Origin of the sequence: Lysobacter sp. cf310, from assembly GCF_900114355.1 — a bacterium.
Lineage (GTDB): Bacteria > Pseudomonadota > Gammaproteobacteria > Xanthomonadales > Xanthomonadaceae > Lysobacter.
The window spans coordinates 155,912-181,699 of record NZ_FOSS01000003.1; the positions used below are offsets into that span (position 1 = coordinate 155,912).

Annotated in this window: 18 protein-coding genes; 4 read left to right on the forward strand and 14 right to left on the reverse strand. The window is 67.9% G+C overall.

Going from position 1 to position 25,788, the window contains the following annotated elements; genetic code table 11:
* The first annotated feature begins 34 nt into the window (after nt 1-34).
* Both BMZ45_RS12060 and BMZ45_RS12065 read left to right on the forward strand, forming a co-directional pair.
* Entirely contained in the window at nt 35-775 is a 741-nt protein-coding gene (locus tag BMZ45_RS12060; RefSeq protein WP_091636754.1) for a response regulator, read from the forward strand.
* Nucleotides 772-2,091, forward strand: coding sequence for an ATP-binding protein (locus BMZ45_RS12065; RefSeq protein ID WP_091636756.1), 1,320 nt, complete (start codon nt 772-774; stop codon nt 2,089-2,091). The genes BMZ45_RS12060 and BMZ45_RS12065 overlap by 4 nt, the downstream gene beginning before the upstream one ends.
* A gap of 42 nt (nt 2,092-2,133) precedes the next feature.
* Here the strand turns inward: BMZ45_RS12065 and BMZ45_RS12070 are convergent, their stop codons facing one another.
* The 8 genes from BMZ45_RS12070 to BMZ45_RS12105 all read right to left on the reverse strand — a co-directional run bounded on the left by BMZ45_RS12070 (nt 2,134) and on the right by BMZ45_RS12105 (nt 10,358).
* The gene (locus BMZ45_RS12070; protein WP_091636758.1) at nt 2,134-2,559 is read right to left on the reverse strand and encodes a hypothetical protein; all 426 of its coding nucleotides are present in this window, start codon (nt 2,557-2,559) and stop codon (nt 2,134-2,136) included.
* A gap of 100 nt (nt 2,560-2,659) precedes the next feature.
* Nucleotides 2,660-5,029, reverse strand: a complete 2,370-nt coding sequence (locus BMZ45_RS12075) for a heavy metal translocating P-type ATPase (RefSeq protein ID WP_091636760.1) — start codon at nt 5,027-5,029, stop codon at nt 2,660-2,662.
* A complete protein-coding gene (locus tag BMZ45_RS12080) occupies nt 5,026-5,424 on the reverse strand; it encodes a heavy metal-responsive transcriptional regulator (RefSeq protein WP_091636762.1) in 399 nt (132 codons plus the stop codon). The genes BMZ45_RS12075 and BMZ45_RS12080 overlap by 4 nt, the downstream gene beginning before the upstream one ends.
* 108 nt (nt 5,425-5,532) lie before the next feature.
* Complete coding sequence (locus BMZ45_RS22205; RefSeq protein WP_343124204.1) at nt 5,533-6,138, reverse strand: DUF411 domain-containing protein; 606 nt, start codon at nt 6,136-6,138, stop codon at nt 5,533-5,535.
* 13 nt (nt 6,139-6,151) lie between these two features.
* Nucleotides 6,152-6,973: a c-type cytochrome gene (locus BMZ45_RS12090; RefSeq protein ID WP_091636764.1), complete on the reverse strand. Its 822-nt coding sequence runs from the start codon at nt 6,971-6,973 to the stop codon at nt 6,152-6,154.
* Between the two features lie 10 nt (nt 6,974-6,983).
* Nucleotides 6,984-7,964 (reverse strand): copper resistance protein B, encoded by a 981-nt coding sequence (locus tag BMZ45_RS12095; RefSeq protein ID WP_091636766.1) that lies wholly within the window; start codon nt 7,962-7,964, stop codon nt 6,984-6,986.
* On the reverse strand, nt 7,961-9,766 hold the full coding sequence (locus tag BMZ45_RS12100; RefSeq protein ID WP_091636768.1) for a copper resistance system multicopper oxidase: 1,806 nt from the start codon (nt 9,764-9,766) through the stop codon (nt 7,961-7,963). Before BMZ45_RS12100 ends, BMZ45_RS12095 begins: the two co-directional genes overlap by 4 nt.
* 118 nt (nt 9,767-9,884) lie before the next feature.
* Entirely contained in the window at nt 9,885-10,358 is a 474-nt protein-coding gene (locus BMZ45_RS12105) for a CopL family metal-binding regulatory protein (protein WP_091636770.1), read from the reverse strand.
* A 154-nt stretch (nt 10,359-10,512) separates the two neighbouring features.
* On the opposite strand from BMZ45_RS12105, the gene BMZ45_RS12110 reads away from it, so the two are divergent.
* Entirely contained in the window at nt 10,513-11,610 is a 1,098-nt protein-coding gene (locus tag BMZ45_RS12110) for a DNA topoisomerase IB (RefSeq protein ID WP_091636772.1), read from the forward strand.
* A 57-nt stretch (nt 11,611-11,667) separates the two neighbouring features.
* On the opposite strand, the gene BMZ45_RS12115 is transcribed toward BMZ45_RS12110, so the two are convergent.
* Both BMZ45_RS12115 and BMZ45_RS12120 read right to left on the reverse strand, forming a co-directional pair.
* A complete protein-coding gene (locus BMZ45_RS12115) occupies nt 11,668-14,748 on the reverse strand; it encodes an efflux RND transporter permease subunit (protein ID WP_091636774.1) in 3,081 nt (1,026 codons plus the stop codon).
* Entirely contained in the window at nt 14,745-15,842 is a 1,098-nt protein-coding gene (locus tag BMZ45_RS12120; protein ID WP_091636776.1) for an efflux RND transporter periplasmic adaptor subunit, read from the reverse strand. Before BMZ45_RS12120 ends, BMZ45_RS12115 begins: the two co-directional genes overlap by 4 nt.
* Nucleotides 15,843-16,407: 565 nt before the next feature.
* Between BMZ45_RS12120 and BMZ45_RS12125 the strand changes: the two genes are divergently transcribed.
* Nucleotides 16,408-17,850 (forward strand): Hsp70 family protein, encoded by a 1,443-nt coding sequence (locus BMZ45_RS12125; protein ID WP_091636778.1) that lies wholly within the window; start codon nt 16,408-16,410, stop codon nt 17,848-17,850.
* Between the two features lie 93 nt (nt 17,851-17,943).
* Here BMZ45_RS12125 and BMZ45_RS12130 read toward each other — a convergent pair whose 3' ends face one another.
* The 4 genes from BMZ45_RS12130 to BMZ45_RS12145 all read right to left on the reverse strand — a co-directional run.
* Nucleotides 17,944-18,531: a hypothetical protein gene (locus tag BMZ45_RS12130; protein WP_091636780.1), complete on the reverse strand. Its 588-nt coding sequence runs from the start codon at nt 18,529-18,531 to the stop codon at nt 17,944-17,946.
* Entirely contained in the window at nt 18,528-22,607 is a 4,080-nt protein-coding gene (locus BMZ45_RS12135) for an RHS repeat-associated core domain-containing protein (protein ID WP_343124205.1), read from the reverse strand. The genes BMZ45_RS12130 and BMZ45_RS12135 overlap by 4 nt, the downstream gene beginning before the upstream one ends.
* Before the next feature lie 401 nt (nt 22,608-23,008).
* Nucleotides 23,009-23,377 carry an immunity 22 family protein gene (locus BMZ45_RS12140; protein WP_091636784.1) on the reverse strand — a complete coding sequence of 123 codons (369 nt, stop codon included), beginning with the start codon at nt 23,375-23,377 and terminating at the stop codon, nt 23,009-23,011.
* The coding region (locus tag BMZ45_RS12145; RefSeq protein ID WP_139215477.1) for an RHS repeat-associated core domain-containing protein at nt 23,377-25,788 on the reverse strand (2,412 nt) is incomplete at its 5' end. The genes BMZ45_RS12140 and BMZ45_RS12145, both read right to left, overlap by 1 nt.

A 25,788-nucleotide genomic window follows, 5' to 3' on the forward strand; every position in this document is an offset into this window, starting at 1 on the left:
TGCGAGCCGCCGGCGATCCACCGCCAGGAAACGCATGGAACACGTAGATCACATCCTGGTCGTCGACGACGACCGCGAGATCCGCCAGATGGTCGCCGACTATCTGCAGAAGAACGGCCTGCGCGCGACCGCCGTCGCCGACGGCCGCGAAATGCGCGCGGTGCTGGACACGCATGCCGTGGACCTGGTGGTGCTGGATCTGATGATGCCGGGCGAGGACGGCCTGACCCTGGCGCGCAACCTGCGCGCAGGCAAGCACCGCGCAGTGCCGATCGTGATGCTGACCGCCCGCGACGACCAGACCGACCGCATCGTCGGCCTGGAGATGGGCGCCGACGACTACGTGACCAAGCCGTTCGCCGCGCGCGAGCTGCTGGCGCGGATCAAGGCCGTGATCCGGCGCACGCGCATGCTGCCTCCCAACCTGCAGGTCAGTCAGGCCAGTCATGTGCTGGCGTTCGGGCGCTGGCGCCTGGACACCACCGCGCGCCACCTGCTCGATCCGGACGGCACCGTGGTGGCCCTGAGCGGCGCCGAATTCCGTCTGCTGCGCGTGTTTCTCGACCACGCCAACCGCGTGCTCAGCCGCGACCAGCTGCTCAGCCTCACCCAAGGCCGCGATGCCGAACCGTTCGACCGCTCCATCGACCTGATGGTCAGTCGCCTGCGTCAGCGTTTGCAGGACGACGCGCGCGAGCAGAGCTATATCAAGACCGTGCGCAGCGAAGGCTACGTGTTCAGCATGGCCGTGACCTTGGTCGGTGACGAGGCATGACGCCGTCGCGCACGTCGCGCTGGTTGCCCAGGACCATCGCCTCGCGCTTGTATCTGATCCTGTTCACGGGGCTGCTGATCGCGCATGGTTTGTCTTTCGGCCTGCTGTTCTACGAGCGCTACGAAGCCGCGTCCTCGATGCTGATGAGCAATCTGGAGCAGGACGCGGTGGTGGCGGTCAAATTGCTGGACCGTTTGCCCGCGCAGGAACGCGCGCATTGGTTGCCGCAACTGCGGCGACGCACCTTCCATTACCAACTCGGCCCCGGCCAGGCCGGCGGCCCGCTGATCGGCGACACCGCGCAGGAGATGAGCCGACGCGTCGGCACAGTGCTGGGCCCGCGTTACCCGATCGTCGCCAACAGCGTGTCCGCCGAGCCCGAGCGCTTCCAGATCCACCTGCGCCTCAGCGACGGCTCGCCCATGTACATCGAAGTGCAGCCGTCGATGATGCCGTTGGCCAAGTGGCTGCCGTACGTGCTGTTCGCGCAGCTGGGCCTGTTGCTGCTATGCACCTGGGCCGCGGTGCGCCTGGCGACGCGACCACTGGAGCGCCTGGCCAATGCTGCCCAGACTCTGAGTCCGGGCGGCGACGGCGAGCGCCTGCGGGAAGGCGGCCCCACCGAGGTCGCCAAGGCGGTTGCGGCCTTCAACGCCATGCAGGACCGCATCGCCGAGTACACCCAGGAGCGCCTGCAGATACTCGCCTCGATCTCGCACGACCTGCAGACCCCTATCACGCGCATGCACCTGCGCGCCGAGGCCATGGACGAGTCGCCCGAGCGCGAGAAGATGATCGAGGACCTGCGCCAGATGCAGCATCTGGTACGCGAGGGCATCGCCTATGCGCGCAGCGCGCACGGCGGCGCGGAAGCGTCGGTGCGCATCGACCTCAACGCCTTCCTCGACAGCCTGGTGTACGACTATCAGGACATCGGCAAGTCGGTCGCCTACACCGGCCGCGTCGATGCGCCGCTGACCACGCGCCCGCAAGCGCTGCGCCGCGTGCTGGCCAACCTGCTCGACAACGCCCTCAATTACGCCGGCGCGGCGGAGCTGGACGTCGGCCGCGAAACCGACGGCGCGGTGCGGATCAGCGTACGCGACCGCGGCCCCGGCATCCCCGAAGCCGAACTGGACAAGGTGCTGCAACCGTTCTATCGCCTGGAAGGTTCGCGCAACCGCGACACCGGCGGCACCGGACTGGGCCTGGCGATAGCGCAGCAGCTGGCCCGATCGATCGGCGCCGCATTGAGCTTGCGCAATCGCGAAGGCGGTGGATTGGAAGCGGTGGTGCTGCTGCGCGGCGAAAACTAACTAACGATCAAGACGACCGGCGACACGACGCCGATCGTCGGCTCAATGCACCGCTTCGTTACCGCCGCTGGGCCCCTCCAGCGACGGGCGCTGGCTGTCGGCGAGTTCCTTTTCGAATTCGGCTTCGAACTGCTCGAAACTCAGGCCGCGGTCGGCGGCTTCCTGGGCGGCCGCGGCGCTGAGCGCCGGCGAGAACTTGAGCTGCACGGATTCGCCTTCGCGCTCGTGCAGGGCGGCGGCGCGCTTGAGCATGATCAGGACCTTGGCGGCGCTGTCGGAGCCGCCGACGATGCGCCCGCCCAGGCCCAGGGTCCATTCGCCGTCGCGCCGCACGATGCCGCCCAGCAACTGGCCGTTGCGGTCGCGCATCTCGGCGTGGGGCTCGATCGCGGGTGCGGCGGGGGCGCGGGCGGCCTTGGCGGCTTTGCGCTTCTTGGCGTCGCGGCGGGCTTTGGAATGGATCGACATGGGGCTTCCTCTGGCCGCTACCGGACCGTCTACGCGCAGATCATAGCCCGAGCCGGAAGGCGCCGCGTCCCGTCGCCGGGCGCGCGGCGCTGCCTGCCGTTCAGCCGATCCGGGTCGAGTTCAGGCGCAGGGCGTTGGTCACCACCGACACCGAACTCAGGCTCATCGCCAGCGCGGCGATCATCGGGCTCAACAGACTGCCGGTGAACGGGTACAGCAGGCCCGCGGCAATCGGCACGCCCAGCGCGTTGTAGAGAAAGGCGAAGGCGAGGTTCTGCTTCATGTTGGCCACCGCCGCCGCCGAGATCGCACGCGCGCGCACGATGCCGTTCAGATCGCCCTTGATCAGGGTGACCTGGGCGCTGGCCATGGCCACGTCGGTGCCGGTGCCCATGGCGATGCCGACGTCGGCGCCGGCCAGCGCGGGGGCGTCGTTGATGCCGTCGCCGGCCATGGCCACACGCCGCCCCTGCGCGCGCAGGCGTTCGACCAGCGCCGCCTTGTCCTGCGGCCGCATCTCGCCGTGCACGCCGTCCAGGCCCAGTCTGCGGCCGACCGCATGCGCGGTGGTCGCGGCGTCGCCGCTGGCCATGACCACGGTGAGGCCGGCGTCCTGCAGCGCACGGATCGCGGCGGCGGTGCTGGCCTTGATCGGGTCGGCCACCGCGAGCACGCCGGCGGCGCGGCCGTCCATAGCCAGGAACATCGCGCTGGCGCCGTCCTGGCGCAGGCGTTCGGCCTGGGCCGCGAGCTCGCCGAGTTCGACGCCGTCCTGCGCCATCAGCGCTGCATTGCCGAGCGCCAGGCGCTGTTCGCCGACGCGCCCGCGCACGCCCAGACCCGTCGCCGAATCGAAATCCTGCACGGCTTGCAAGCGCAGTCCGCGTTCGCGTGCCGCCGCGACCAAGGCCGCCGCCAGCGGATGTTCGCTGCCCTGGTCCAGGCTCGCGGCCAGGCGCAACACCTCGTCGGGCGTGCGGCCCTCGGTCGCGATCGCCTCGCGGAACGCCGGCCGGCCTTCGGTGAGCGTACCGGTCTTGTCCACGATCAAGGTATCGATCTCGCGCAAGCGCTCGATCGCTTCGGCATCGCGGAACAGCACGCCGGCCTCGGCGGCGCGGCCGCTGGCGACCATGATCGACATCGGCGTGGCCAGGCCCAGCGCACAGGGACAGGCGATGATCAGCACCGCGACTGCGTTGAGCACGCCGTAGGTCCACGACGGCTCCGGACCGAACAGGCCCCAGCCGAGCAGGGTGGCCACGGCGATGGCGAGCACGCCCAGCACGAACCAGAACGCGACCCGGTCGGCCATGCGCTGCATGGGCGCGCGCGAGCGCTGCGCCTGCGCCACCAGTTGCACGATCTGCGCCAGCACGGTGTCGGCGCCGACGCGCGATGCGCGCATCACCAGACTGCCGGTGCCGTTGAGGGTGGCGCCGATCAGGCTGTCGCCGGCCTGTTTGGCGACCGGCATCGGTTCGCCGGTCAGCATCGACTCGTCGATGCTGGAACGGCCGTCCAGCACTTCGCCGTCCACCGGCACTTTTTCGCCCGGGCGCACGCGCAGACGGTCGCCGACCTGCACCTGCGTCAGCGGTACGTCTTCCTCCTCGCCGTCGTCGCGCAAGCGGCGTGCGTGGTCCGGTGCCAGGCCGAGCAGGCGCTTGATCGCGGCCGAGGTCTTGGAGCGCGCGCGCAGTTCCAGCAACTGCCCCAGCAGGGTCAGCGACACGATCACCGCGGCCGCTTCGAAGTAGACGCCGACACGACCGTGCTCGCGGAACGAGGCCGGAAAGAGACCCGGCGCCAGCGTCGCCACCACGCTGTAGCCGAAAGCCGCGGCCACGCCGATGCCGATCAAGGTCCACATGTTCGGGCTGCGATTGCGGATCGAGGCCAGACAGCGCTCGAAGAACGGCCAGCCCGCCCAGAGTACGACCGGCGCGCTCAATGCGAGCTCCAGCCAGGTGCGGGTGTCGGCGGACAGCGCCGACCAGCGGTGGCCGAACATCGCCAGCAGCAGCGTCGCCAGGCTCAACGGCAGCGTCCAGACGAAACGGCGGCCGAAATCGCGCAGTTCGGGATTCTCTTCCTCGTCCAGGCTGGGCATGTCCGGTTCCAGCGCCATGCCGCAGATCGGGCAGGTGCCGGGACCGACCTGACGCACGTCCGGATGCATGGGGCAGGTGTAGATCGTGCCCGCGGGCGCGACGACCGGCTCGGCAGGCGTGGGCGCGAGGTACTTGAGCGGATCGGCGACGAACTTGCTGCGGCAACCGGCCGAGCAGAAGGCATGATCGTGGCCTTCGTGCAGGGCGTGATGCGGGCTCAGGGTCGGATCCACGCGCATGCCGCAGACCGGATCGATCACGGTCGCGGCGCCGGCGTCGACGACCTTGTTCGCGCAACAGGCGTGCGCGGCGGCCGGCGCGGGCTTCGAATGCGGGCTGTGGTCGCGATGGTTCATGCGTCCTCCTGCGCCAGCGCGGCCAGGATCGGGCAACGCTGCAGCGCGCCGTGGCCGGGGCAGGCCTCGACCAGCACGCGCAGACCGTCGCGGATGCGGCTGAGTTCGGCCAGCTTGCGTTCGACATCGGCGAGCTTCTCGCTCGCGGCGGTCTTGAGACTGCCCATATCGTCGTCGCGGCGCGAGGACAGTTCGAGCAGGTCGCGGATCTCGACCAGGGTGAAGCCCAGCGCCTTGGCACGGCGCAGGAAGCGCAGGCGTTCGACGTCGCGCTCGTCGTAGGCGCGATAGCCCGAGGCCTGGCGCTCGGGCGGCGGCAGGATGCCGTTGCGTTCGTAGTAGCGCACGGTGTCGATGGGGACGCCGGCGCGTTTGGCCAGTAGACCGATCTGCATGGCTGCAGTCTCTGAGGTGGTGAAGGTGGCGCCAGTCTCCGGTCTGGACCATGGTCCAGAGTCAAGCCTGCGCGAGCGGCGGGGTGCGCCGCCGCCCGCGCTGCGTGTTCAGTGCCGGGCGTAGGCCGTGGTCGTACCGTCGCCGGCCACGAGTTCGACGGTGTAGGCCTGCTTGCGGCCGTCGGGCATCTCCATGCCCGGCGAACCCGCCGGCATGCCGGGCACCGTCAGGCCGCGCGCCTGCGGACGTTCCGCGAGCAGACGCTGGATATCCGCAGCCGGCACGTGCCCTTCGACGAAGTAACCGCCGACCTCGGCGGTGTGGCAAGAGCCTTTGGCGTAGGGCACGCCCAGGGCTTGCTTGATCGCCGACAGGTCCTCGCGGTCGCGCACTTCGACCTCGAAGCCGGCCGCGCGCACGTGATCGACCCAAACGCTGCAGCAACCGCAGGTCGCGCTTTTGTGCACCACCATCTTCGGCCGCGATGCGGAGACGGGCGCGGGCTTGGCGGCGTCGCCGTGATCGACGTGCAGGTCGTGATCGGCGTGTTCCTTGTGATCGGCGTGTTGGTCCGGCGTCTGCCTGACGTCCGCCGCGACTTTGCTCGGCGCCGTCGTCGCGGCGTTCGGCTCCGGCGCGGCACCGCCACCGCAGGCGCTGACCGCCAATGCCAGGCTCAGCGTGGTGGCGAATCGGCTCATCCAAGTGTTCATGCGGGATCCTCGGTCAATGCGCATGTTCGTGCGCCTCGTGTTCGTTGGCAGGCGCATCGATGACCGCTGCGGGCTTGGGCGCGACCGTCTTCGCCGGTGTCGGCGGTGCTGTCGGTGTCGGCGGGTGCGCGTGCGGCTTGCCGTCGGCATGCACGTGAGCGGGTCTGCGCTCGGAGCCAGGCTCATCGGTCTCCGAGCCGCTCGCCGCCGCCTGCGACGGGTGCCCGGTCCCTTCCAGCTCAGCGGCCGCGCCGTGGTCGCCGTCGTCGCCATGGGGATGGTCGCGGTCGGCGGTTTCCCCGCCGCCATGCGAATGACCGCCGCTTTCGGCGACCAGGGCGCGGTACTGATCCGCATCCATGCCCGGCAGCGCCTGCAGCAAGGCCGCCATGTTCCAAATGTAGTCGTCGCCCATGCTCGCACCCCAGGCCGGCATGCCCGAGGCCTTGATGCCGTGCTTGATGGTCCAGAACGCGTGGCGCGGATCGACCGGCGTCTTGCTGAGATCGGGCGGGGCAGGGTAGAGGCCGCGGCTGAGCTCGGTGCTCCGCATGCCCGGGGCCAGATGGCAGCCGGAGCACATGGCCTCGTAGTTGCCCGCGCCTTGGCGGAGGCGCACCGGGCTGCTCAGGTCCGGCGGCGCCTGCAACTCGTCCGCACGCACGGCGATCGAACGCTTGCGCACCGTTTCCAGCAGCGCGTACACCGGTCGCGTATGCGGCGCGTCGGCGCCGACGTCGTAGACGCCGGCCCAGACCAGGCCGCCCGCCGCCACGGCCGTCGCCGTGGCGGCGATGGCGAGCGCCAGCGCCGTCTTTCGGGTTGTGAGTGCCATGGTCGCGCCCTCAGAACCAGATCCGCACGCCGGCGACGACGCGGGTGTCCTCGCGGGCCTCGCCTTCGTCGCGGCGCAGATCGGCGGTGTTGCCGAAGCTGCGTTCGTGGACCACACCCACATAGGGCGCAAAGCGGCGGATGAACTCGTAACGCAGGCGCAACCCGGCTTCCAGCGTACTCACTCCGGAGCCGATGCCGCGGCGCGTGTCCTGGCTACCGTTGAAGTCGAGCTCGACCAGCGGCTGCAGGATCAAACGATTGGTGAGCAGCACGTCGTACTCGGCCTCGACATTGGCCGCGACGCGCCCCGAGGCGCCGACATAGGCGGTGGCTTGAACCTCGAACTTGTACGGCGACATGCCCTGCACGCCGACGGCCAGCCAATCCTGCGAGCGACCGGGCTTGAAGTCGTGCTTCACACCGACCACCACGTCCCACCAGGGCGTGACGCTGCGGCCGTACAGCACCTCCAGATCGGCCGCGGCGGTGGCGCCGCCTTCGCGCTCGCCTTCGCTGCGCAGCCATACGCGATTGAGATCGCTGCCGAACCAGGCCGTAGCCTCCCAGGCCTCGCTGCGGCCGTGGTCGGTATGGCCGACTTCCAGGCGATCGAACAGCACGTAGCTGTTGAACTCGCGCGCGTGCTGCATGTGGTAACGCAAGTCGGGGAACGCGGCGGCGCGATCGGCGTCGGTCAGCGGTGGAATGGGTTCGCGCGGGGTCTGGCTCGCGGCGGGCGCAGCCTCATGACCCATGGCGGCGTGGTCCATCTTCGAGTGGTCCATGCCGCCGTCACTGGCTTCGGTCTTCTTGGGCGTGCCATGCCCCATCGCGGCGTGATCCACGACCGGCTCGGTCGCGGCCGGCGTGGGTTCGGGCGGCGTCGGCGCGGCGTGCGTACTGTGGTGCTGGGCCTGCGCGGCGCCGACGAATGCGAGCGCCAGCGCGGCCGCGAGCGCGGCGTGGTGCGGAGAGTGGAGGGCGCTCATTCTTCGACCCTCACTTCGCGCATCATGCCCGCTTCCATGTGGTAAAGCAGGTGGCAGTGGTAGGCCCAGCGGCCCAACGCGTCGGCGCGCACGCGATAGCTGCGACGCGTTCCGGGCGGCATGTCGATGGTGTGCTTGCGCACCATGAACTCGCCGCGCTCGTCCTCCAGGTCGCTCCACAGGCCGTGCAGATGGATCGGGTGGGTCATCATGGTGTCGTTGACCAGGGTGATGCGCATGCGCTCGCCGTAGTTCAAGCGCAGCGGCTGCGCATCCATGAACTTCAGGCCGTCGAACGACCAGGCGAACTTCTCCATATGCCCGGTCAGGTGCAGCTCGACCGTGCGGCTGGGATCGCGGCCGTCCGGGTCCTCGAACAGGCTCTTGAGATCGGCGTAGCGCAGCACGCGACGTCCGTTGTCGCGCAGCCCGATGCCCGGATCGTCCAGGCGCGGCGTGCTGGTCATCGCCTGCATGTCGATCAGCGGATTGCCGTCCTCGCTGGCCGGGTGCGCGCCGCCGCCATGGTCCATGCCCGCCATGTCCTGGCCTGCGTGGTCCATGCCGGCCATGCCCATGCTGGCGCCACAGCTGCCCTCGGGCATGGCCTTCTGCTTGGGCGCACCGTGGCTGCCGTGGTCCATGCCGCCGTGGCCCATGTCGTCCATGGTCAGGATGACGCGCGGATCCGACGCCGGCACCGGCGCCGACAAACCCTCGCGTACCGCCAGGGTGCCGCGCGCATGGCCGGTGCGGCCCATGTCCTGGGCGAAGATGGTGTATGCGTCCTGGCCCGAGGGTTCGACGATCACGTCGAAGGTCTCGGCCACCGCGATGCGGAACTCGTCGACGCTGACCGGGTGGATGTACTGGCCGTCGGCCGCGACCACGGTCATCTTCAGGCCGGGGATGCGCACATCGAAGTAGGTCATCGCCGAGGCGTTGATGAAGCGCAGCAGCACCTTCTCGCCGGAGCGGAACAGGCCGGTCCAGTTGGCGGCAGGCGCGGTGCCGTTGAGCAGGTAGGTATAGGTGTGCGCATTGATGTCCGACAGATCGGTCGGTGTCATGCGCATGCGTCCCCACTGGCCGCGGTCGCGCAGCGCCGCCGCCAAGCCCTGCGCGTGCGCGTCGCGGGCGAAGTCGCCGACGGTGCGCTTGTAGGTGTTGTCGTAGTCCGACATCTTCTTCATGCGCCGGAACAACGCAGCCGGATCCAGGTCGGTCCAGTCCGACAGCAGCATCACGTGCTCGCGGTCGTAGTGGAACGGCGGCGGCTGCAGCGGGTCGACCACGATCGCGCCGTACAGCCCGGCCTGTTCCTGGAACATGGAATGGCTGTGGTACCAGTAGCTGCCCGATTGGCGTAGCTGGAAGCGATAGGCGTAGGTCTCGCCCGGCGGAATGCCGTCGAAACTCAGGCCCGGCACGCCGTCCATGTTGGCCGGCAGCAGGATGCCGTGCCAATGGATGGAACTGGTGTCGCGCAGGCGGTTGGCGACGCGCAAGGTGACCGTGTCGCCCTCGCGCCAGCGCAGGATCGGACCCGGCAGCGAACCGTTGACCGTGATCGCCGGGCGCACCCGGCCGGTGAAGTTGACCGGCGCCGCATCGATGGCGAGATCGAAATCGAGGCCGCGCAATTCGCGCGCGGTGGTGGCCAGCGCCGTGCCCGCGAACGCGGGCGAGCGCCACAGGCCCAGGCCGGCGGCGACGCCGCCCGCGGCCAGACCGGTGACGAAACGCCGGCGCGAAGGCTCGGCCAGAGCATCCGGCCGTCGGCCGGAGAAATCGGAAGACATCGTCGAACTCCAAAGGATCGATAACGCCGGCGCACGACGCGACCGGCGACACCAGGTCCATGCGCGAACGTCGCGCACAGCCTGCCTGAGCGCGCCGCGATGGCGGCGCGTGGAGCGCTTAAGCGATGGGAGGTCGGATGGGGTAGGGCAGGGCCGGCGCGTCGTGGTCGACCGACATCGGCCGCGCGATCAGGCTGTGACCGATATGCGCGCCACCGAAGGCGAACGCGATCGCCGTGGCCGGTGCGGGCTGCAGACAGGAGCAAGTACAGGTCGGCGATTTGCAGCAGTCCGGCTGGGCCGCGTCGGGCGCCTGGCCCTGACCGTGATGGCGGTGATCGGCGGACGCCGACATCGACTCGTGATCCATGCCGGCCATCGACATGCCGGCCATCGACAGGCCGTCATGCGTCATGCCGTTGGCAGCCATGCCGTCTTGGGGCATGCCGTCGTGACAGGAGGTCTGGGCCAAGGCCGCCGCTTCGATCGCGGCGGTCATGTGCGTCAACTGCATTTGGGTGGACGCGACCGCATACGCCGACCCGTTGAGGATCAGGCCTACGCACAGCAGCAGTCGCAGCAGGACGGACATCACCCGACTACTTTAGCGCCAGCGCGTGGGCTTGTCGTCAAATCCGCCGAAAAACGCCGCTGCAAGCCTGAACCATGGTTCAGACCCTGGACCTCCCGAGCGGCGTCGCGGGGCGTTTTCACCGCGTTGACGGACCGCTGCGTATGTGTGGCGCATGGCTAAACCCGCTAAGGCCGTACCCACGCCCGCCCCCGTGCCCGATGCCGCGTCCGTACGCGTGGCCGCGCAGGCCGGCTTGCGCTACGTCAGCGACGCCGATCCCGGCATCGCGCGCCTGCGCTCGGGGCGCGGCTTCCGCTACCGCGACGCTCAGGGGCGGCCCATACGCGATCCGGCGACCCTGGACCGAATTCGCGCCCTGGCGGTGCCCCCTGCCTATCGCGAGGTATGGATCTGCGCCCAGCCCAGCGGCCACCTGCAGGCCACCGGCCGCGACGCGCGCGGCCGCAAGCAGTACCGCTACCACCCGGATTGGCGGCATGCGCGCGACCACGGCAAGTTCGACCGCATCGTGGAATTCGGCGCGGCGCTGCCGCGCCTGCGCCGGCGCTTGCGCAGCGATCTGAAGCTGGCGGGCTTTCCGCGCGCCAAGGTGCTGGCGATCGTGGTCGCGCTGATGGCCGATACCTTGCTGCGGGTCGGCAACGACGCCTACCTGCGCAGCAACGGCACCTATGGCCTGAGCACCTTGCGCAATCGCCACATCGACTTCCTGCGCGACGGGCGCGCGCGACTGCATTTCCGCGGCAAAGGCGGACAGATGCACGACGTCGCGATCGACGACGCCAAGCTGGTCCGGCAGATCCGACGTTGCCAGCAACTGCCCGGACAGTCGTTGTTCCAGTACCGCGACGACGACGGCACGGTGCAGCCGGTGGATTCGGACGCCATCAACGGCTACCTGCGCGAGGCCACGGGCGGCGAGTTCAGCGCCAAGGATTTCCGCACCTGGGGCGCGACCCTGGCCGCGTTCCGGCGCCTGGCTCAGCTGCCGCTGCCCGAAGGCAAGCGACGGGCCGCGCCCAGCGAGCGTGCGCTGGCGCAGGTGGAAAAGGCGGTGGTGGGCGAAGTCGCGCAGGCCCTGCGCAACACGCCCGTGGTCTGCCGCAAGTCCTACATCGACCCCACCGTGTTCGCCGGTTGGCGCGAGGATGCCCTGGCGCCGTACGCGGCGCGGGCGCGTGGCGACCGGCAATGGGAGCAGGCGCTGCTGAGCTTCCTCAAGCGTCGCCGCCGTCGGCGCCAGTCGTGAACCTTGGCACTGGTGCGGCCTTTCCGCCGCACCAGTGCCGGTTTCTGCGTTGCGCCGTCAGGCTGCCGGCGGCTGCTGGGCCGGATGCGAGGAGCGATGACGGAAGCGCCGCGTCATCCATTCGCCCAGATCGTCGACCACGGTGAACGCCGCCGGGATCACGATCAGGCTCAGCAGGGTCGAGGTGATCAGGCCGCCGATGACCGCGATCGCCATCGGCGCGCGGAAGCTGGAATCGCCGGAGAAGCCCAGCGCGATCGGCATCATGCCCGCGCCCATGGCCAGGGTGGTCATGATGATGGGCTGGGCGCGCTTGCGGCAGGCGTCGATCAGGGCGTCGTGCTGGCTCAGGCCGTGCTCGTCCTCGGCGATCACCGCGTAGTCGACCAGCAGGATCGAGTTCTTGGTGGCGATGCCGATCAGCATCAGCAGACCGATCAAGGCCGGCAACGACAGCATGTTCTGGGTCAGCAGCAGCGCGCCGAACGCGCCGCCCGCGCACAGCGGCACCGCCGTCAGGATGGTCAGCGGCATCAGCGCGTGGTTGAACAGCAGCAACAGCACCATGTAGATGCAGACCAGGCCTGCCGCCATCGCCAGCATGAAGCCGATGAACAGTTCGACGAAGACCTCGGCGTCGCCGGTATTGAGGAAGCTCACGCCGGGCGGCAGTTGCTTCACGCTGGGCAGCTTCTGCACCGTCTCCATGACATCGCCCAGCGGCCGGCCGTTGAGCTCGGCGGTCAGGGTGACGTTGCGCTGACGCTGGTAACGCGAGATCAGCGACGGGCCGCTGCCCATCTTGATGTCGGCGACCGCCGCCAGGGGCACCGGCCCGTAGCGGCCAGGCACGCGCAACTGCCCGATCAGGGCCGGGTTCGCCAGCGTCGATTCGGCGAAGCCCACGCGGATCGGGATCTGGCGGTCGGGCAGATTGAGCTTGGCCAGGCGCTGTTCGTAGTCGCCGGCGGTCGCGATGCGCGCGGCCTCGGCGATGTCGGCGGTGGCCACGCCCAGGTCGGCGGCCCGCGCCGGATCCGGCAGGATCTGGATCTCCGGCCGCAGCAACGAGGCCGACGACGTCACGCTGCCGAGGCCCGGGATGCGGCGCAGGTCGCGTTCCAAGGCGATCGCCGCGTCGTGCAGGTGCTGCGGATCGTCGCCGGACAGCACCAGTTGCAGCTGATTGCCGGGCTCGGAGCTCACATAGCTCACACGCACGCCCGCCAACTGGGCCAGTCGCGACCGCGCCTCGCGTTCGAGCACGCGCTGATCGCGTTCGCGCTCGTCGGCCACGCCCCAATCCAGCACCAGCGTGGCCTTGCGCGCCTCGCCGATGCCGGTGGTCGAAGGATCGCCCAGGTCCAGCACGCTGCCGATCGCGGTGTAGACCTGCTTGAGCTCCGGCATGTCCTTGAGCAGCACTCGCGCGCGCTCGGCCACCGCCTTGGTTTCCTCCAGGCGCGTGCCCGGCGGCAGTTCCAGGCTCAGGTTGCTGCGCCCCAGATCGGACTGCGGAATGAAAGTGGCGGGGATCAGCGGCACCAGCGCCAGCGAGGCGACGAACAGACCGGTGGCGATCCACAGCGTGCGTGCGCGATGGCGCAGGGCCGCGTCCACCCAGCCCAGGTACCAGCGCATCAGCTTGCTATCGCCTTTCTCCTCGCCATGCGGCTTGAGCAGATAGGCCGCCATCATCGGCGTCAACAGGCGTGCGACCAGCAGCGAGAACAAGACCGCGGTCGCCGCGGTCCAGCCGAATTCGCGGAAGAATTTGCCGGCGATGCCGGGCATGAACGCGACCGGCACGAACACCGCCGCCAGGGTCAGCGAGGTCGCGATCACCGCGTTGCCGATCTCGCTGGCCGCCTCGCGGGCGGCCTCCAGCGGCGGTTTGCCCATGCGCAAGTGGCGCACGATGTTCTCGATCTCGACGATGGCGTCGTCGACCAGGATGCCCACCACCACCGACAGCGCCAGCAGGGTGATCAGGTTCAAGGTGAAGCCGAACCAGTACATCACCGCGAAGGTCGGAATGATCGACAAGGGTAGGGCCAGCGCCGACACCCAGGTCGCGCGCCAGTCGCGCAGGAACAGCCACACCACCAGCAAGGCCAGCAGCGCGCCTTCCCACAGCATGGTCATCGACGAATCGTAGGAACGGTGGGTCTCGTCGATGACGGTGGTGACCAGGCGGAAGTCGATGCCCGCATGGTCGGCCTTGAGGGCATCCAGCGCCTTGTGCACGCCTTCCTCGACCTTGACCTCGCTGGAGCCGCGCGTGCGCGACATCGAGAACGCGACCACGTCGCGTCCGTCCAGCAGGGCCGCCTCGGTGGGATCGGCGGCGGCGTCGGTGACCTTGGCCAGCGCCGACAAACGCACCGAACGGCCATCCGGCAGGCTGATCGTGTAATCGCGCAAGGCCTGGGCGTTGCCGACCGTGCCCAGGGTCCGGATGGTTTGCTGGGCGCCGTCGAGCTCGGCCTTGCCGCCGGCGCGCTCGACCTGGATCTGCGCGAGCTGGCGCGAGACGTCGCCGGCGGTGACGCCGAAGGCCTGCAACGCGTTCGCGTCCAGGTCCACGCGTACCTGCCGCTGCACGCCGCCCACGCGCGTGACCCGGGCCACGCCGGGCACGCCGTACATGGCGCGCGAAACCTCGCGGTCGACGAACCAACTGGCTTCGTCCGGCGTCATCTGCGACGCGACCAGGGCATAGGTCATCAGCGAACCGCCGATATCGACCTTGGAGATCACCGGCTCCTGGATGTCCTGCGGCAGGTCGGTGCGGATACGGGTGACCGCGTCGCGGGTATCGTCCAGCGCGGTGGCCAGATCGGCTTCCAGCTGGAACTCGATGGTGGTGGTGCTGACGCCTTCGCTGACCGTCGAGATCACCCGCTTGACGTTGGTCACCGTGGCGACCGAGTCCTCGACCTTGCGCGTGACCTCGGCCTCGAGCTGGCTGGGCGAGGCGCCGGGCTGAGTGATCGTGACCGTGGTCATCGGGAAGGCGATATCGGGGAAGCGCGCCACCGGCAGCTTGTGGAAGCCCCACAACCCGGCCACGCACAACACGAAGAACACCATCAGGGCCGGCAACGGCCGCTTGATCGCCCATGCGGAGAAATTCATCGTACGGCCTTCCCGGCAGCGGCGGCCGGCACCACCCGCACGCGATCGCCGTCGCCTAGGAAGCCCGCGCCTTCGGCGACCACCTGATCGCCGTCCTTCAAGCCTTGCACGATCTCGACCTGGCCGTTGCCGGTCTGGCCGGTGCGCACGCGCACGCGCTGGACGATCTGCTGGTCCTTCATCGTGAACACATAGCTGTGACCGTCGCGCTGCACCACAGCGGCGGTGGGCACCATCAGCGCACGGCCGGCGCCGGTGACGATGCGGCCTTCCACATAGACGCCGGGCTTGAGCGGGCCCGGCTCGGGTAGGTCGACGTACACCGTGCCGGTGCGGGTCTGCGCATCGACGCCGGGCGTGACCGCGCGGATGCGACCGGCGATGGTGCCGCCGGCATAGGGCAGTTCGACCGTGTTGCCGACGGCGACCCCGGCGAGCTGGTCTTCCGGCAACTCGGCGCGCCATTCCAGGCGGCCGTCGCGGATCAGGCGCAGCAGTTCGTTGCCGGCGGCGACGACCTGGCCTGGCTGCACCAGTCGCTTGGAGATGACGCCATCGGCCGGCGCCCGCAGCTCGGCGAAATCGCGCCGGAGCTTGGCCGCGTCGCGACCGGCACGGGCGGTGGCGACCTGGGCCTCGGCCTGCACGCGGGTGGCGCGCAGCTCGTCCAGATTGCCGGCGCTGATCAGTTGTTCGGCCGCAAGCTTGGCGCCGCGGTCGTAGCTGACCTGCGCCAGCGACAGCGATGCCTGCGCCTGCCGCAGCGAAGCCTCGGCCTGGGCCAGTTCGCTGTCGAGGGTGCGATGGTCCAGCTCCAGCAGCACCTGGCCCTTGCGCACCGACTGGCCGACGTCCACCAGCAGCGAGGTCACCCGTTGCCCACTGAGCTCGACGCCCAGTTGCATCTCCTCGAAGGCCGACACCGGGCCGGACACCAGCACGCTGCGAGCCAAGGGTTGCGGACGCGCTTGGGCCAGCGACACCGCCAGCGCCGAAGCGTCGCTGGCCTGGGTTTCCTCCTTGTCGCCTCCGCATGCCGCCAACAACGAACAAACCAGGAATACGAGTAGCCAACGCGGGGGGCGTGCACGCATGGGAGGTTCCGTAGCAGAAGTGAGTAGGGGGTGGCGCATCGAGGCTCGCGGTCGCAGCGGGTGGGCTGCGTCGGCGGCGAACGGATCCAGCCTCGACGGGCAGATTGCGTCCAGCTTATGAGGACGAGTTTAAGAAGGATTAATAAGTCCACACCGCGTGGCGTCGTGCGCAGGTCCGAAGCCGGAGCGGTTGCGGGGAGTAGCAAGAAGCTGCGATTCGAACCCAGATGCTTTCACAAGCGGGTATCCGCTGCCGAGATCGAAACGAAGAAAGCCGGTCGAGCGACTGCAAAGATATTGATTATCATTCGCATTAATGTTAGATAGCATCGGGCAACGCGTCAAGCCGGCTGCGCCTGGGGCCTCAAGGACCCGTTCCGGCCTCGAACGGTCGCGGGACATCGACATCGACATCGACATCGTTGCCGGCCGTCGCAGCGCAGGGTCGCGTCATGGAAGCGACGAACGTGCGGATCGCGCCCTCGCCGCGATGCGCGCGCGGCGGTCCGCGCCGATGCGGTTTCCGGGCAAAATGGCGGGTCAGTGTTCATTGCGCCGGAAGCCCATGCGGATCGGAATCGATTTTGGTACCAGCTATTCGGCCGCGGGCGCGGTAATCGACGGCCGCTTGCAGCTGATCCGCTTCGGCGACGACCATCAGTTCCGCACGACGGTGTTCTTTCCGCTGCGAATGCCCGATGTCGCTCAGTTCGAGTTGACCGAGGCGCTGAGCGAGCAGGTGAGGGTGCTGGTCGCCGGCGCCAAGCGCGATCAGACCCAGGAGCAGGCGCGCGTCCAGCGCCTGCGCGAGGAGGCGATGAGGCAACCGGCGCATGCGCGCGCTCAGGCGCTGGCGCTGGTGCCGACGGCGCGCAAACAGTCGGACTTCGAAATACAGCGCGCCGCCGTCGTCGCGGTGCGCCGGCAGTGGGCCGCCGACCAGATTCGCCAGGCGATGACCGCCGGCGCGGACGTGGACAATGCGCTGTACGGCGACGAGGCGGTGGAGGCCTATATGGCCAGCGGAACCGGCCATCTGGTGGTCTCGCCCAAGTCCATGCTGGGCTACAAACTCGAGGGCAATGCGCGCGAGACCCTGCTGCGGATCGCCACGCAGCTGCTGAGCCACATCCGCACGAAGGCGTCCGCGCAGTTGGGCACGCAGGTGCGTGCGGCGGTGATGGGCCGGCCGGTGCGCTTTCGCAGCAGCATGAAGGAAGCCGGAAGCGCGCAAGCACTGGAGATCCTCACCGATGCCGCTTACGCCGCCGGGTTCGACGCCATCGATTTCCTCGAGGAGCCCGCAGCCGCCGCCTACGGGTATCACCGCGAACTGGCCGCTCCGAGTCGCACGCTGATCCTGGACATCGGCGGCGGCACCACGGACATCGCACTGGCCGATGTCGGCGGGCCGAGCGCGGCGCCCGTCATACATGGGTCCTGGGGCGATCCTGTCGGCGGCACCGACGTCGATATCGAGCTCAGCATGCGCGGGGTCATGGCCTTGTTCGGCAAGGGCATCACGCCCACGGCGGTGCATCGCTACTACGAGGCATCGACGGTGCACGACCTGGAGCGGCAGAACAACTTTCGCCAGGCCTCGTTCAAGCACGTGGACGCGCCCTATGGCCCGCGTCTGGAGCGGCTGAAACTCCCCGGGCACACCGTGCGCCTGAATCGCGCCGTCGAACGGGCCAAGATCGGCCTGAGCGAGCAAGACCAGGTCGGCGTCGAGCTGGACTACATCGAGCCGGGACTGCGAGCGCAGCTCGACCAGACGCGCCTGCAGGATGCCGCCAGCCCGTTCCTGCGCCATCTGGGCGAACTCATGCGGCGCGCCAAAGCGGATCTCTCCGTGGAGCCGGACAGCGTCTACCTCACGGGCGGCATGTCGCGCTCGCCTTACGTGCCGGCGGCTGCCAGGGAGATATTCCCCGGCGCGAAGATCGTCACCGGCGATGCCTCGCTGGGCGTGGTGGCGGGCCTGGCGCACGCGGCCGGCGCATAAGCCGCCGATAGCCGTATCGGCGGTTGGCGGGCCTGGGCTGGCTCATCCCAGGCCGGAGAGCGCAGGGCGCGGCAGACCCAGACCCCGCGAAACTTAAGCGTTCAGGACGCGATTCAGTAGGTCTTCGAGCCGGTCCGCGTTGAAGTCGGCCGGCGCCGGAGCCGGCGTTTCCTGCATGAGTCGCCGACGATAGTCATCGAGCTGATGCTCGGTGACGAAGACGTCGCCCTCGCGAAGGTCTTCGTCTCGCCCTTCCTTGTCGACCAAGAGCGGCAGGATCGCCAACAAGTGCTTCGCCAGCCGCACTCTATCGCCTTGCCCGGCCTCCTGCAGGAATGCGCCGACCGAGTCCACGCCGACGTACTTGTAGAGCAGCTTCACATCATCGAATTTTCCGGTATCGAAGACCCCGGAGGCGCGGTAGCTTCTGTCGAAGCCGCTCGACATGACCTCGCGCCAGTCTTGCCAGGTACAGGCGACCCACAGTTCCGGCGCGTTCAGAAAAAGATGGGTATTGAACCGCGTGCTCATGTTTTCGAAGAGGATCGGCCAAAACTCGCGTGCCGGGTAGGCAAGAAGCCTCGGGATGTTGCGTTCGAGGCGCGCACGGTCGTGGACCGCATCCTCCGCATCCATACGATCGAGCATGGGCAACAGCTCGGCGAGCGTGTTCTCGTTCATAGCCGGCATGTCTTGGCCACCTTCATGCTGATGACGTTCCCGTCGCCGTCCAGAGTAAATGAATACATGTTCAGCACAGTACCATCGACATTCAAGCCGACGCCCCTCAACAGGTCGCCGAATCTCGCCGCCTCCTCCACGCTCGGACGATAGTGGCCGGAGAGATTGTCGACAGCGGCCACACGCCCCTTACCGTTCAACTTCATCTGACCGGCCGCAAGCACGTCGGACCGGTCGCCGAGCAGATGATGTTTGTCGCCCAGGATCAGTCGATTGTCCGCCGTGATCACGAAATCGAAATTCTTGCGTCCGTCCTTTCGCTGGATATAGCCATCCTCTCCGATCGAATGGGGCACGATCTTGCCGTTGGCAGGCAGTTCTTCATCGGGGAACTTGTTCGTGATCAGTTCCGACAGCCCGCATGGATCGGTCCATCGGAGCGTGTTAGGCGCAAAATTGTAGGGATTGGAGCCTCCCACCAGGCCGATGGGGTCCTGACTTACGAAGGCGCCGATGGCCGAGTCGAAGTATCGATGCCGGTTGTAGCTGAGGTCGGTTTCCGGGTCGAAGTACTGACCTTGCAAGCGCAGGGGATTGTCGATCGAATTCGCATGCAACTGCCTGACCGCTCCCCATGCCGCGAAGCTTGCCGACCAGACGACCTTTCCGTCCATCGCGGTCAGCCTGACCGGACAGCCGTTCGGGTCGACGTGATAGTGGTAGGTGGCTTTCTTCTCAACGGGGGAGGCGCGATCGGCGGCCGACGTCGGCGCCGGCGCTTCGCGCTCCGAGCATGATCCAGCCGACGGCGCTGGTGCGGCTGGCTGGTCGATCAAGGCCAGTGGGACGAAGGATCTGGGGTAATAGACATACTCGCGTACGTCTGGATGCAGCCCCTTGAAGGCGCGCTGGCGGCGACGCGCTTCAAACAGGTCGACCACGACACCGTCGCTGGGGGAGGGAGGCACTTCGACCTGATCGTTCTCGTGGGTGACCTCGCCCAGCAATGCATCGCCATCCCAGTAGAACCAAGTGGTGCGCTTGGCGTTGCGCTTGAACACGCGTCGCCCCAGTGGGTCATAGCCGTAGCGCGTGGTCTGGCCGTCCCTGCTGCTTTCGACGAGACGCTGGCTTGCATCCCAACGCAAGTGCAAGGCGCGCGTTTCATCGCCCGCGCGGCCACGCCGCGTCAGATTGCCGGCACGATCGAAGACATAGCTCGACCCAGCGTAATCACCTTCGCGCGTCCATTCGTCTGGCTGCGGTTCGCCGCCGACCGCCAGCTTCCGCTGTTTGGCGTGCACGCGGGTGCGCAGGCGATCTCCGGCAGGATCGTTCAGGAAAGTCGCCAGCATCCCGCCTGGATCCGTGTGCGCCAGGATTCGACCCATCGGGTCATAGGTGTAAGCATCCACTCCTTGCTGGCTGTCGTGGCGCCGGATGAGATTTCCCGATTTGTCGTAGGTGTAGGTCGTCTCGAATAGCGGCGCTTCGTCCTTCAGTACCGCCTGGGCGGTGAGCAGGCCGCGTTCGTCGTAGCGCAACTGACGCTGCATCTGCGGGCTCAGACGCTCGGTCATGGCACGACCCAACGCGTCGCGCTCGATGGTTATCGGCGCCTCGTCGTTTATGGCGATGCTGTGCAATTGGCCACGCAGGTCGAAGCTGCTGACGACGCGATTGTCCGCGCTGGTGGTGCGGACGATGCGACGACCGAGCGCATCATAGGTGCTGGCGATGACGAAGCCGTCCTGATCTTCCTCGATCAGACGCCGCTCCGGATCGAAACGACGCTTGATCTGACGGTGGGCGTTGCGCAGCTCGATCAGCTGACCGCACGCGTCGTAGCGGAAGACTTCCTTGGTTTGCAGGCCGGGACTATCCGCTTCGTGCAAGGTCTTGGCGGTGATGCGTCCCAGCGGATCGGTGGCATAAGCAAGCCTATGACCCAGCGGATCGATCGCGCTCCTCAGGTGGCCGACGGCATTGTAGCGGTACCGGCGGCTCTGCCCCCAGTAGTCGACTTCTTCGACGATGCGGCCCAGCGCGTCGTGTTTGAGTTCGTAGCGTTCGCCCCGCTGGTTGATCAACGCCGTCAGCTGTTCTTCGCTGTCGTACTCGTACTGGATCATCTGGCCGTCCGGCTGCAGCCGGCGAGCGATCCGACCGATGCCGACATAGGCCAGCTGGGTCACCGCGCCGGCCTCGTCGGTGTAACGGATCAGTTGGTCCTCGGCGTCGTAGACCGCGCGCACGCGGCTGCCGTCGGGCTGCAACACGCTCAGCAACCGCCCCTTGGCGTCGTAGTCGTGACAGGTGCGCTGCTCGGCGGCGTCGCTCTGCTCCAGCAGCCGGCCCAGCGCATCGTGGCGGAACGCGCTGCGCGCCCCGAGCGGATCGACCAGGGCCTGCAACTGGCCGTGGCGGTCGTAGTGCAGGGCGGTCACCGCGCCCAGTGCGTTGGTATGCGCCGTCAGCTGACCGTGCGCGTCGTAGACATAGCGCGAATGCGCGCCCAAGGGACTGGTCTGCTCGACCAGCAGGCCACGCTCGTCCCAGTGCTGCTGCCAGCTCGCTTGCAACGGGTCGATCACGGCGGTTGGCCGGTCGTCCTCGTCGTACTCGGTCTGCAATGTGCTGCCGTCCGGCCGCGTCAGCTGCAGCAGATTGCCGCGCTCGTCGTAGGCGAACTGGGTGCGCAAGCCTTCCGGGGCGACCACCGCGGTGGTGCGACCGACCTCGTCGTACTCGAACACCGTCACGCCGCCCAGCGGGTCGATCTCGCACAGGGGCAGGCGGTATTCGTCGAACTTCACCAGCGAGGTATGCCCCAGCGAGTCGGTGACCTCCACATCGCCCAGCAGGTCGTCGTAGCCGAAACGGTAGTCGTACAGGCCGCCGTCGCCCCAACTGTGGACCACGCGCCACTGCGCGTCGTAGGCGTAGTGGAACGACAGACCCAAGCGGTCGGTGTGGCGCACCATGCGGTGCTGGCGGTAGTCGAAGGTCCGCGGCGCATCCAGCGGGTCGAACGCCGCGCAAAGATCGCCGGCCTCGTTGTATTCGTAGCGCACCAGCGGATGGTTGCGGCCGGTCGCCGGGTCGTGCAGCTCCAGCGCCTCGATCCGGCCCCGGCGCGAGGTTACCTGCAGGAAGCGGCCCTGCAGCGGCTGGCCGCTATCGGGATCGACGGTGCCGCTCTCTACGATCCGCACCAGATCCGCGCCACGGCGCTCGAAACGCCAGGCGTTGCCGCAGGCGTCCTCGATCCGCTGGATCGGCAGGCGCTGCGCCGTCAACGCGACCAGGTTCGCGGCCGGACGCGCGAACACGTAACGCAGGCCGTCCTTGGTGCGCACCTGCCACTCGTCGTCCTGTGCGTACAGACGCGCCCCATCGACGAACTCGCGCACGGCATGGTCCAGGCCCGGCGCGCTCGGCGCCTGCGGAAACACCGCCACCCCTTCGCCGCCGTGGAACAGCACGCTGCCCTCGGCGTCCAGCTCCAGCCGGATGTCGGCCGGCGTCTCCCAGCCGTGGCCGCAGGCGCCGACATGGTCATTGTTGGAGCCGTACTCGCGCGTCCAGGTCAGCGGCAGGCGGCCCGGCACGGCGAAGTCCTCGTGCGTCACCGACACGCTGCCGGTGCGGATGTCCACCGGCTCGGCGCGCAGCACCTTGCACTTGAGGAAGCCCGGCTTCATGTTGCCGAACACCTTCTGACGCAGCTTCTTGAAGGCTTTGCCGCCGCGTTTGAACACCGGCCCCAGCAGCTTGAACAGCCCCTTCATCGCCATCGCCATCAGCGAGATCGTCGGCGGCCCGCCGACGTTGACGTTGGTCGGAATGGCCAGGTTCACCGCCGTGGGCAGGGTCAGTGACATCTTGGGCTTCTTCGGCTTGCGGATGCGGAACGGCGGCACCATGCCGACCACGTTGCAGTCCAGCACCGGCATGGCCAGCTTGGAGAAGGGGTCGCCGTCCGCCGATACGGTCAGGCTGCCCATGAACAGTTCGTCGTCGGTCTGCGGCCCCGTCGGCAGCTTGGGCAGAAAGGCCGGGTGGTAGGCGCCCATCGGGATGTGCAGGTTCAGGCCGCCGGTGCCGGCGGTGGCGCGCTTGATCCCGTTGACGTGGACGGTGCCGCCCAGGAAGGGCAGGTAGTCGAAGGGGTCCAGCACGATGCCGATGTGCGGCGTCGGCAGCGGCACCGGCAAGGGCACCGGCGGAAACACGTACATGTGGATGTCGATACCCAACTGCGGGTCGAAGTGCTTCGCGGCGGTGGTCATAACAGTGTCGACATCCTTATCTTGACGCTTACCCTTGGCCGGGTGACGCGGCTATGGGGCGCCTGGTGAAGACGCCTCTCGCAGGCGGCTTGAAGCCTAGTCGCCAGCCGTACGCTGACCCGGCCGGGCACGATCGGGCCTCGGCATTCGCAGACCGGGGGACAGCAGGCTAGGCCCTGTCCGGGCTACTTGCTGTACGTAAATGCACCCACAAACACCAGCCTGTCGGCGTCGCTGCGCAGCTCGGTCGCATCGACGTCGTAGATCGCATAGATCGAGTTCGCGCCTGCAACGCGGCTCATGGCCTCGACCGCCTTTGGCGGGAACGTATCTCCGTAGGACAGCTCGCGGATCGCCGATTCGACGCCGCCGTCGGTGAAATAGTTGCCCTCGGCGAAGTCCTCATCGTAGAAGCCGATCCCGGAGTCGCGGATGAATCCGCTGGTCGCTCCGCTGTCGGGATAGGTCTTCTCGACATAGGAAAAGAAGTCGTCCTCCGAGGCGAACCGACCACCCCAAAGCGACACGACGCCCATTCTTTCCACAGCGCTCATCAACACCTCATTCTCAGTCCGCTGGGAAGATCGTTGATCCCATTGGACAGTCTAAAGTTGGCCCAGTTGTTCAACCTTCGTTTGAAGTCGTCGAACGTCAAACTGGAATCGATGATTCCCAGTATCTCATTATGCGCCGAGGTGGATCCGGTCCGCCCATGGCGCCAGTTGGGGTTGATGCCGCCGGTGGTGCTGGTGGGCGTTCTCCATTCCCAGATTTGCTCGGCGGTGACGCCCCAGCGCTTGAAGACATCGGCCCGGCTCACCAGCAGCCACTCGTGCATTCCTCCCGGATGTCGCAACCGGTCCTTGATCGTCGAAGCATGGTCCTTCCAGACGGCATCGAACTCATCGGGCGTCAGATTATTGAACCAGTTCGCGAATTCGCCGTTGGCGACGCCCGGAATAGGCGACGGACTCAAGCCCAGCGGGTCCGACCACTCCAATGCATTGGGCGCGAACCGATACAGATGCTCGCCCGCCAACATGCGCAGCGGGTCGGCGCCGATGAATTCGCCGGTCTTGGGCTCGTAATACCGATGCAGGTTGTAGTGCAGCCCGGTCTCGGCGTCGAAGTACTGGCCCTGGAAGCGCAAGGGGTTGTCGATTTCGTCGGCGTATTGACGGGTGACTTCACCCCAGGCCGTGTAGCTGACCGCCCAGGCCACGTGGCCTTGCGGGTCGGTCGCACGCGTGGGGCAACCGTTCGGGTCGACGTGGTAATGGAACACCCGGGCGTGTGGCGCCGCTGCCGGCCCCGTCGCGTCCTGCGAGGGGCGCGCATCGGAGTCGGCTTCGGCCGCCTCGATAGGCGTCTTGTCGATCAGCGCCAGTGGCACGAAGCTGTCCGGGTAATAGACGTATTCGCGAGCCAATGCATGCAACCCGGCGAAGGCGCGTTTGCGCCGCCGGGCCTCGAACAGGTCGACGACCAGACCGTCGCCGATGGGTCCCGGCACTTCGGCATCGCCATTTTCCTGAGCGACCTCCGCCAGCAGGGCGTTGCCGTCCCAGAAGAACCAGGTGGTGTGGCTGGGATTGCGCTTGAACACGCGCCGGCCCAGCGGGTCGTAGCCGTAGCGCGTGACTTGCCCGTCCTTGACGCTTTCGACCAGGCGCTGGCTGACGTCCCAGCGCAGGTGCAGGGCGCGTGTGTCGTCGCCGGCGCCGGTTTCGCCGCGCCGTACCAGGTTGCCGGCGCGGTCGTAGACGTAGCTCAGTCCCGCATGCTCGCCTTCGCGACTCCACTCGTCGGCTTGCGGTTCGCCGCCTACGACCTGCTGCGCTTGCTTGGCATGCACGCGGGTATGCAGCCGATCGCCGGCCGGGTCGTACAGGAAAGTGGCCAGCGCACCGCGTGGATCCGTATGCGCCAATATCCGCCCCATCGGGTCGTAGCTGTAGGCATCGGTACCGTGCCGACTGTCGCGGCGCTGGGTCTGGTTGCCCGCCTCGTCGTAGGCGTACTGGGTATCGAACAGCGGCGTTTCGTCTTTCAACACCGCTTGGGCCGTGAGCAGGCCACGATCGTCGTAGCGTAGCTGGCGCTGCAGTTGCGGACTCAGGTGTTCGGCGAGCACACGCCCCAGCGCGTCGCGCTCGGTCACGATGGCGGGATCGTCGTTGATGGCCAGGCTGTGCAACTGACCACGCAGGTCGAAAGCGCAGGCGACGCGATTGCCGGCACTGGTCGCGCGACCGATACGCCGACCGAGCGCATCGTAGGTGTTGGCTATGCTGAAGCCGTCCTGGTCCTCTTCCAGCAAGCGTCCTTCCAGGTCGAAGCGGCGCTTGACCTGGCGGTGGGCATTGCGCAGCTCGATCAGCTGACCGTTGGCGTCGTAACGGAAGGTGTCCTTGGTCTGCAGGCCCGGGCGATCGGGATCGGGCGCAGTCCTGGCGGTGATGCGGCCGAGGGGATCGGTGGTGTAGGCGATCTGTTGCCCCAGCGCATCGGTGGTGACGGTCAGGCGACTGGCGGCGTCGTAGCGGTACCGGCGGCTCTGGCCCCAGTAGTCGATCTCTTCGACGATGCGGCCCAGGGCGTCGCGCTGGAGTTGGTAGCGTTCGCCGCGCTGGTTGAGCACCGCGGTCAGTCGCTCCTCGCGGTCGTATTCGTACTGAACCAGCTGACCGTCGGGCTGCAGGCGGCGAGCGATCCGACCGATACCGACATAGGCCAGTTGGGTCACCGCGCCGGCCTCGTCGGTGTAACGGATCAGCTGGTCCTCGGCGTCGTAGACCGCGCGCACGCGGCTGCCGTCGGGTTGCACCACGCTCAGCAACCGCCCCTTGGCGTCGTAGTCGTGACGGGTGCGCTGCTCGGCGGCGTCGCTCTGCTCCAGCAGGCGGCCCAGCGCATCGTGGCGGAACGCGCTGCGCGCCCCGAGCGGATCGACCAGGGCCTGCAA

Excerpts from the sequence above, each read along its gene's own strand:
- BMZ45_RS22205 (WP_343124204.1), bottom strand. The coding sequence starts at position 6,138 with ATGAACACTTGGATGAGCCGATTCGCCACCACGCTGAGCCTGGCATTG.
- BMZ45_RS12080 (WP_091636762.1), bottom strand. The coding sequence starts at position 5,424 with ATGCAGATCGGTCTACTGGCCAAACGCGCCGGCGTCCCCATCGACACC.
- BMZ45_RS12110 (WP_091636772.1), top strand. The coding sequence starts at position 10,513 with ATGGCTAAACCCGCTAAGGCCGTACCCACGCCCGCCCCCGTGCCCGAT.
- BMZ45_RS12140 (WP_091636784.1), bottom strand. The coding sequence starts at position 23,377 with ATGAGCGCTGTGGAAAGAATGGGCGTCGTGTCGCTTTGGGGTGGTCGG.
- BMZ45_RS12060 (WP_091636754.1), top strand. The coding sequence starts at position 35 with ATGGAACACGTAGATCACATCCTGGTCGTCGACGACGACCGCGAGATC.
- BMZ45_RS12120 (WP_091636776.1), bottom strand. The coding sequence starts at position 15,842 with ATGCGTGCACGCCCCCCGCGTTGGCTACTCGTATTCCTGGTTTGTTCG.
- BMZ45_RS12090 (WP_091636764.1), bottom strand. The coding sequence starts at position 6,973 with ATGGCACTCACAACCCGAAAGACGGCGCTGGCGCTCGCCATCGCCGCC.
- BMZ45_RS12100 (WP_091636768.1), bottom strand. The coding sequence starts at position 9,766 with ATGTCTTCCGATTTCTCCGGCCGACGGCCGGATGCTCTGGCCGAGCCT.
- BMZ45_RS12135 (WP_343124205.1), bottom strand. The coding sequence starts at position 22,607 with ATGGGCGCCTACCACCCGGCCTTTCTGCCCAAGCTGCCGACGGGGCCG.
- BMZ45_RS12130 (WP_091636780.1), bottom strand. The coding sequence starts at position 18,531 with ATGAACGAGAACACGCTCGCCGAGCTGTTGCCCATGCTCGATCGTATG.
- BMZ45_RS12115 (WP_091636774.1), bottom strand. The coding sequence starts at position 14,748 with ATGAATTTCTCCGCATGGGCGATCAAGCGGCCGTTGCCGGCCCTGATG.
- BMZ45_RS12075 (WP_091636760.1), bottom strand. The coding sequence starts at position 5,029 with ATGAACCATCGCGACCACAGCCCGCATTCGAAGCCCGCGCCGGCCGCC.
- BMZ45_RS12095 (WP_091636766.1), bottom strand. The coding sequence starts at position 7,964 with ATGAGCGCCCTCCACTCTCCGCACCACGCCGCGCTCGCGGCCGCGCTG.
- BMZ45_RS12065 (WP_091636756.1), top strand. The coding sequence starts at position 772 with ATGACGCCGTCGCGCACGTCGCGCTGGTTGCCCAGGACCATCGCCTCG.
- BMZ45_RS12105 (WP_091636770.1), bottom strand. The coding sequence starts at position 10,358 with ATGTCCGTCCTGCTGCGACTGCTGCTGTGCGTAGGCCTGATCCTCAAC.
- BMZ45_RS12070 (WP_091636758.1), bottom strand. The coding sequence starts at position 2,559 with ATGTCGATCCATTCCAAAGCCCGCCGCGACGCCAAGAAGCGCAAAGCC.
- BMZ45_RS12125 (WP_091636778.1), top strand. The coding sequence starts at position 16,408 with ATGCGGATCGGAATCGATTTTGGTACCAGCTATTCGGCCGCGGGCGCG.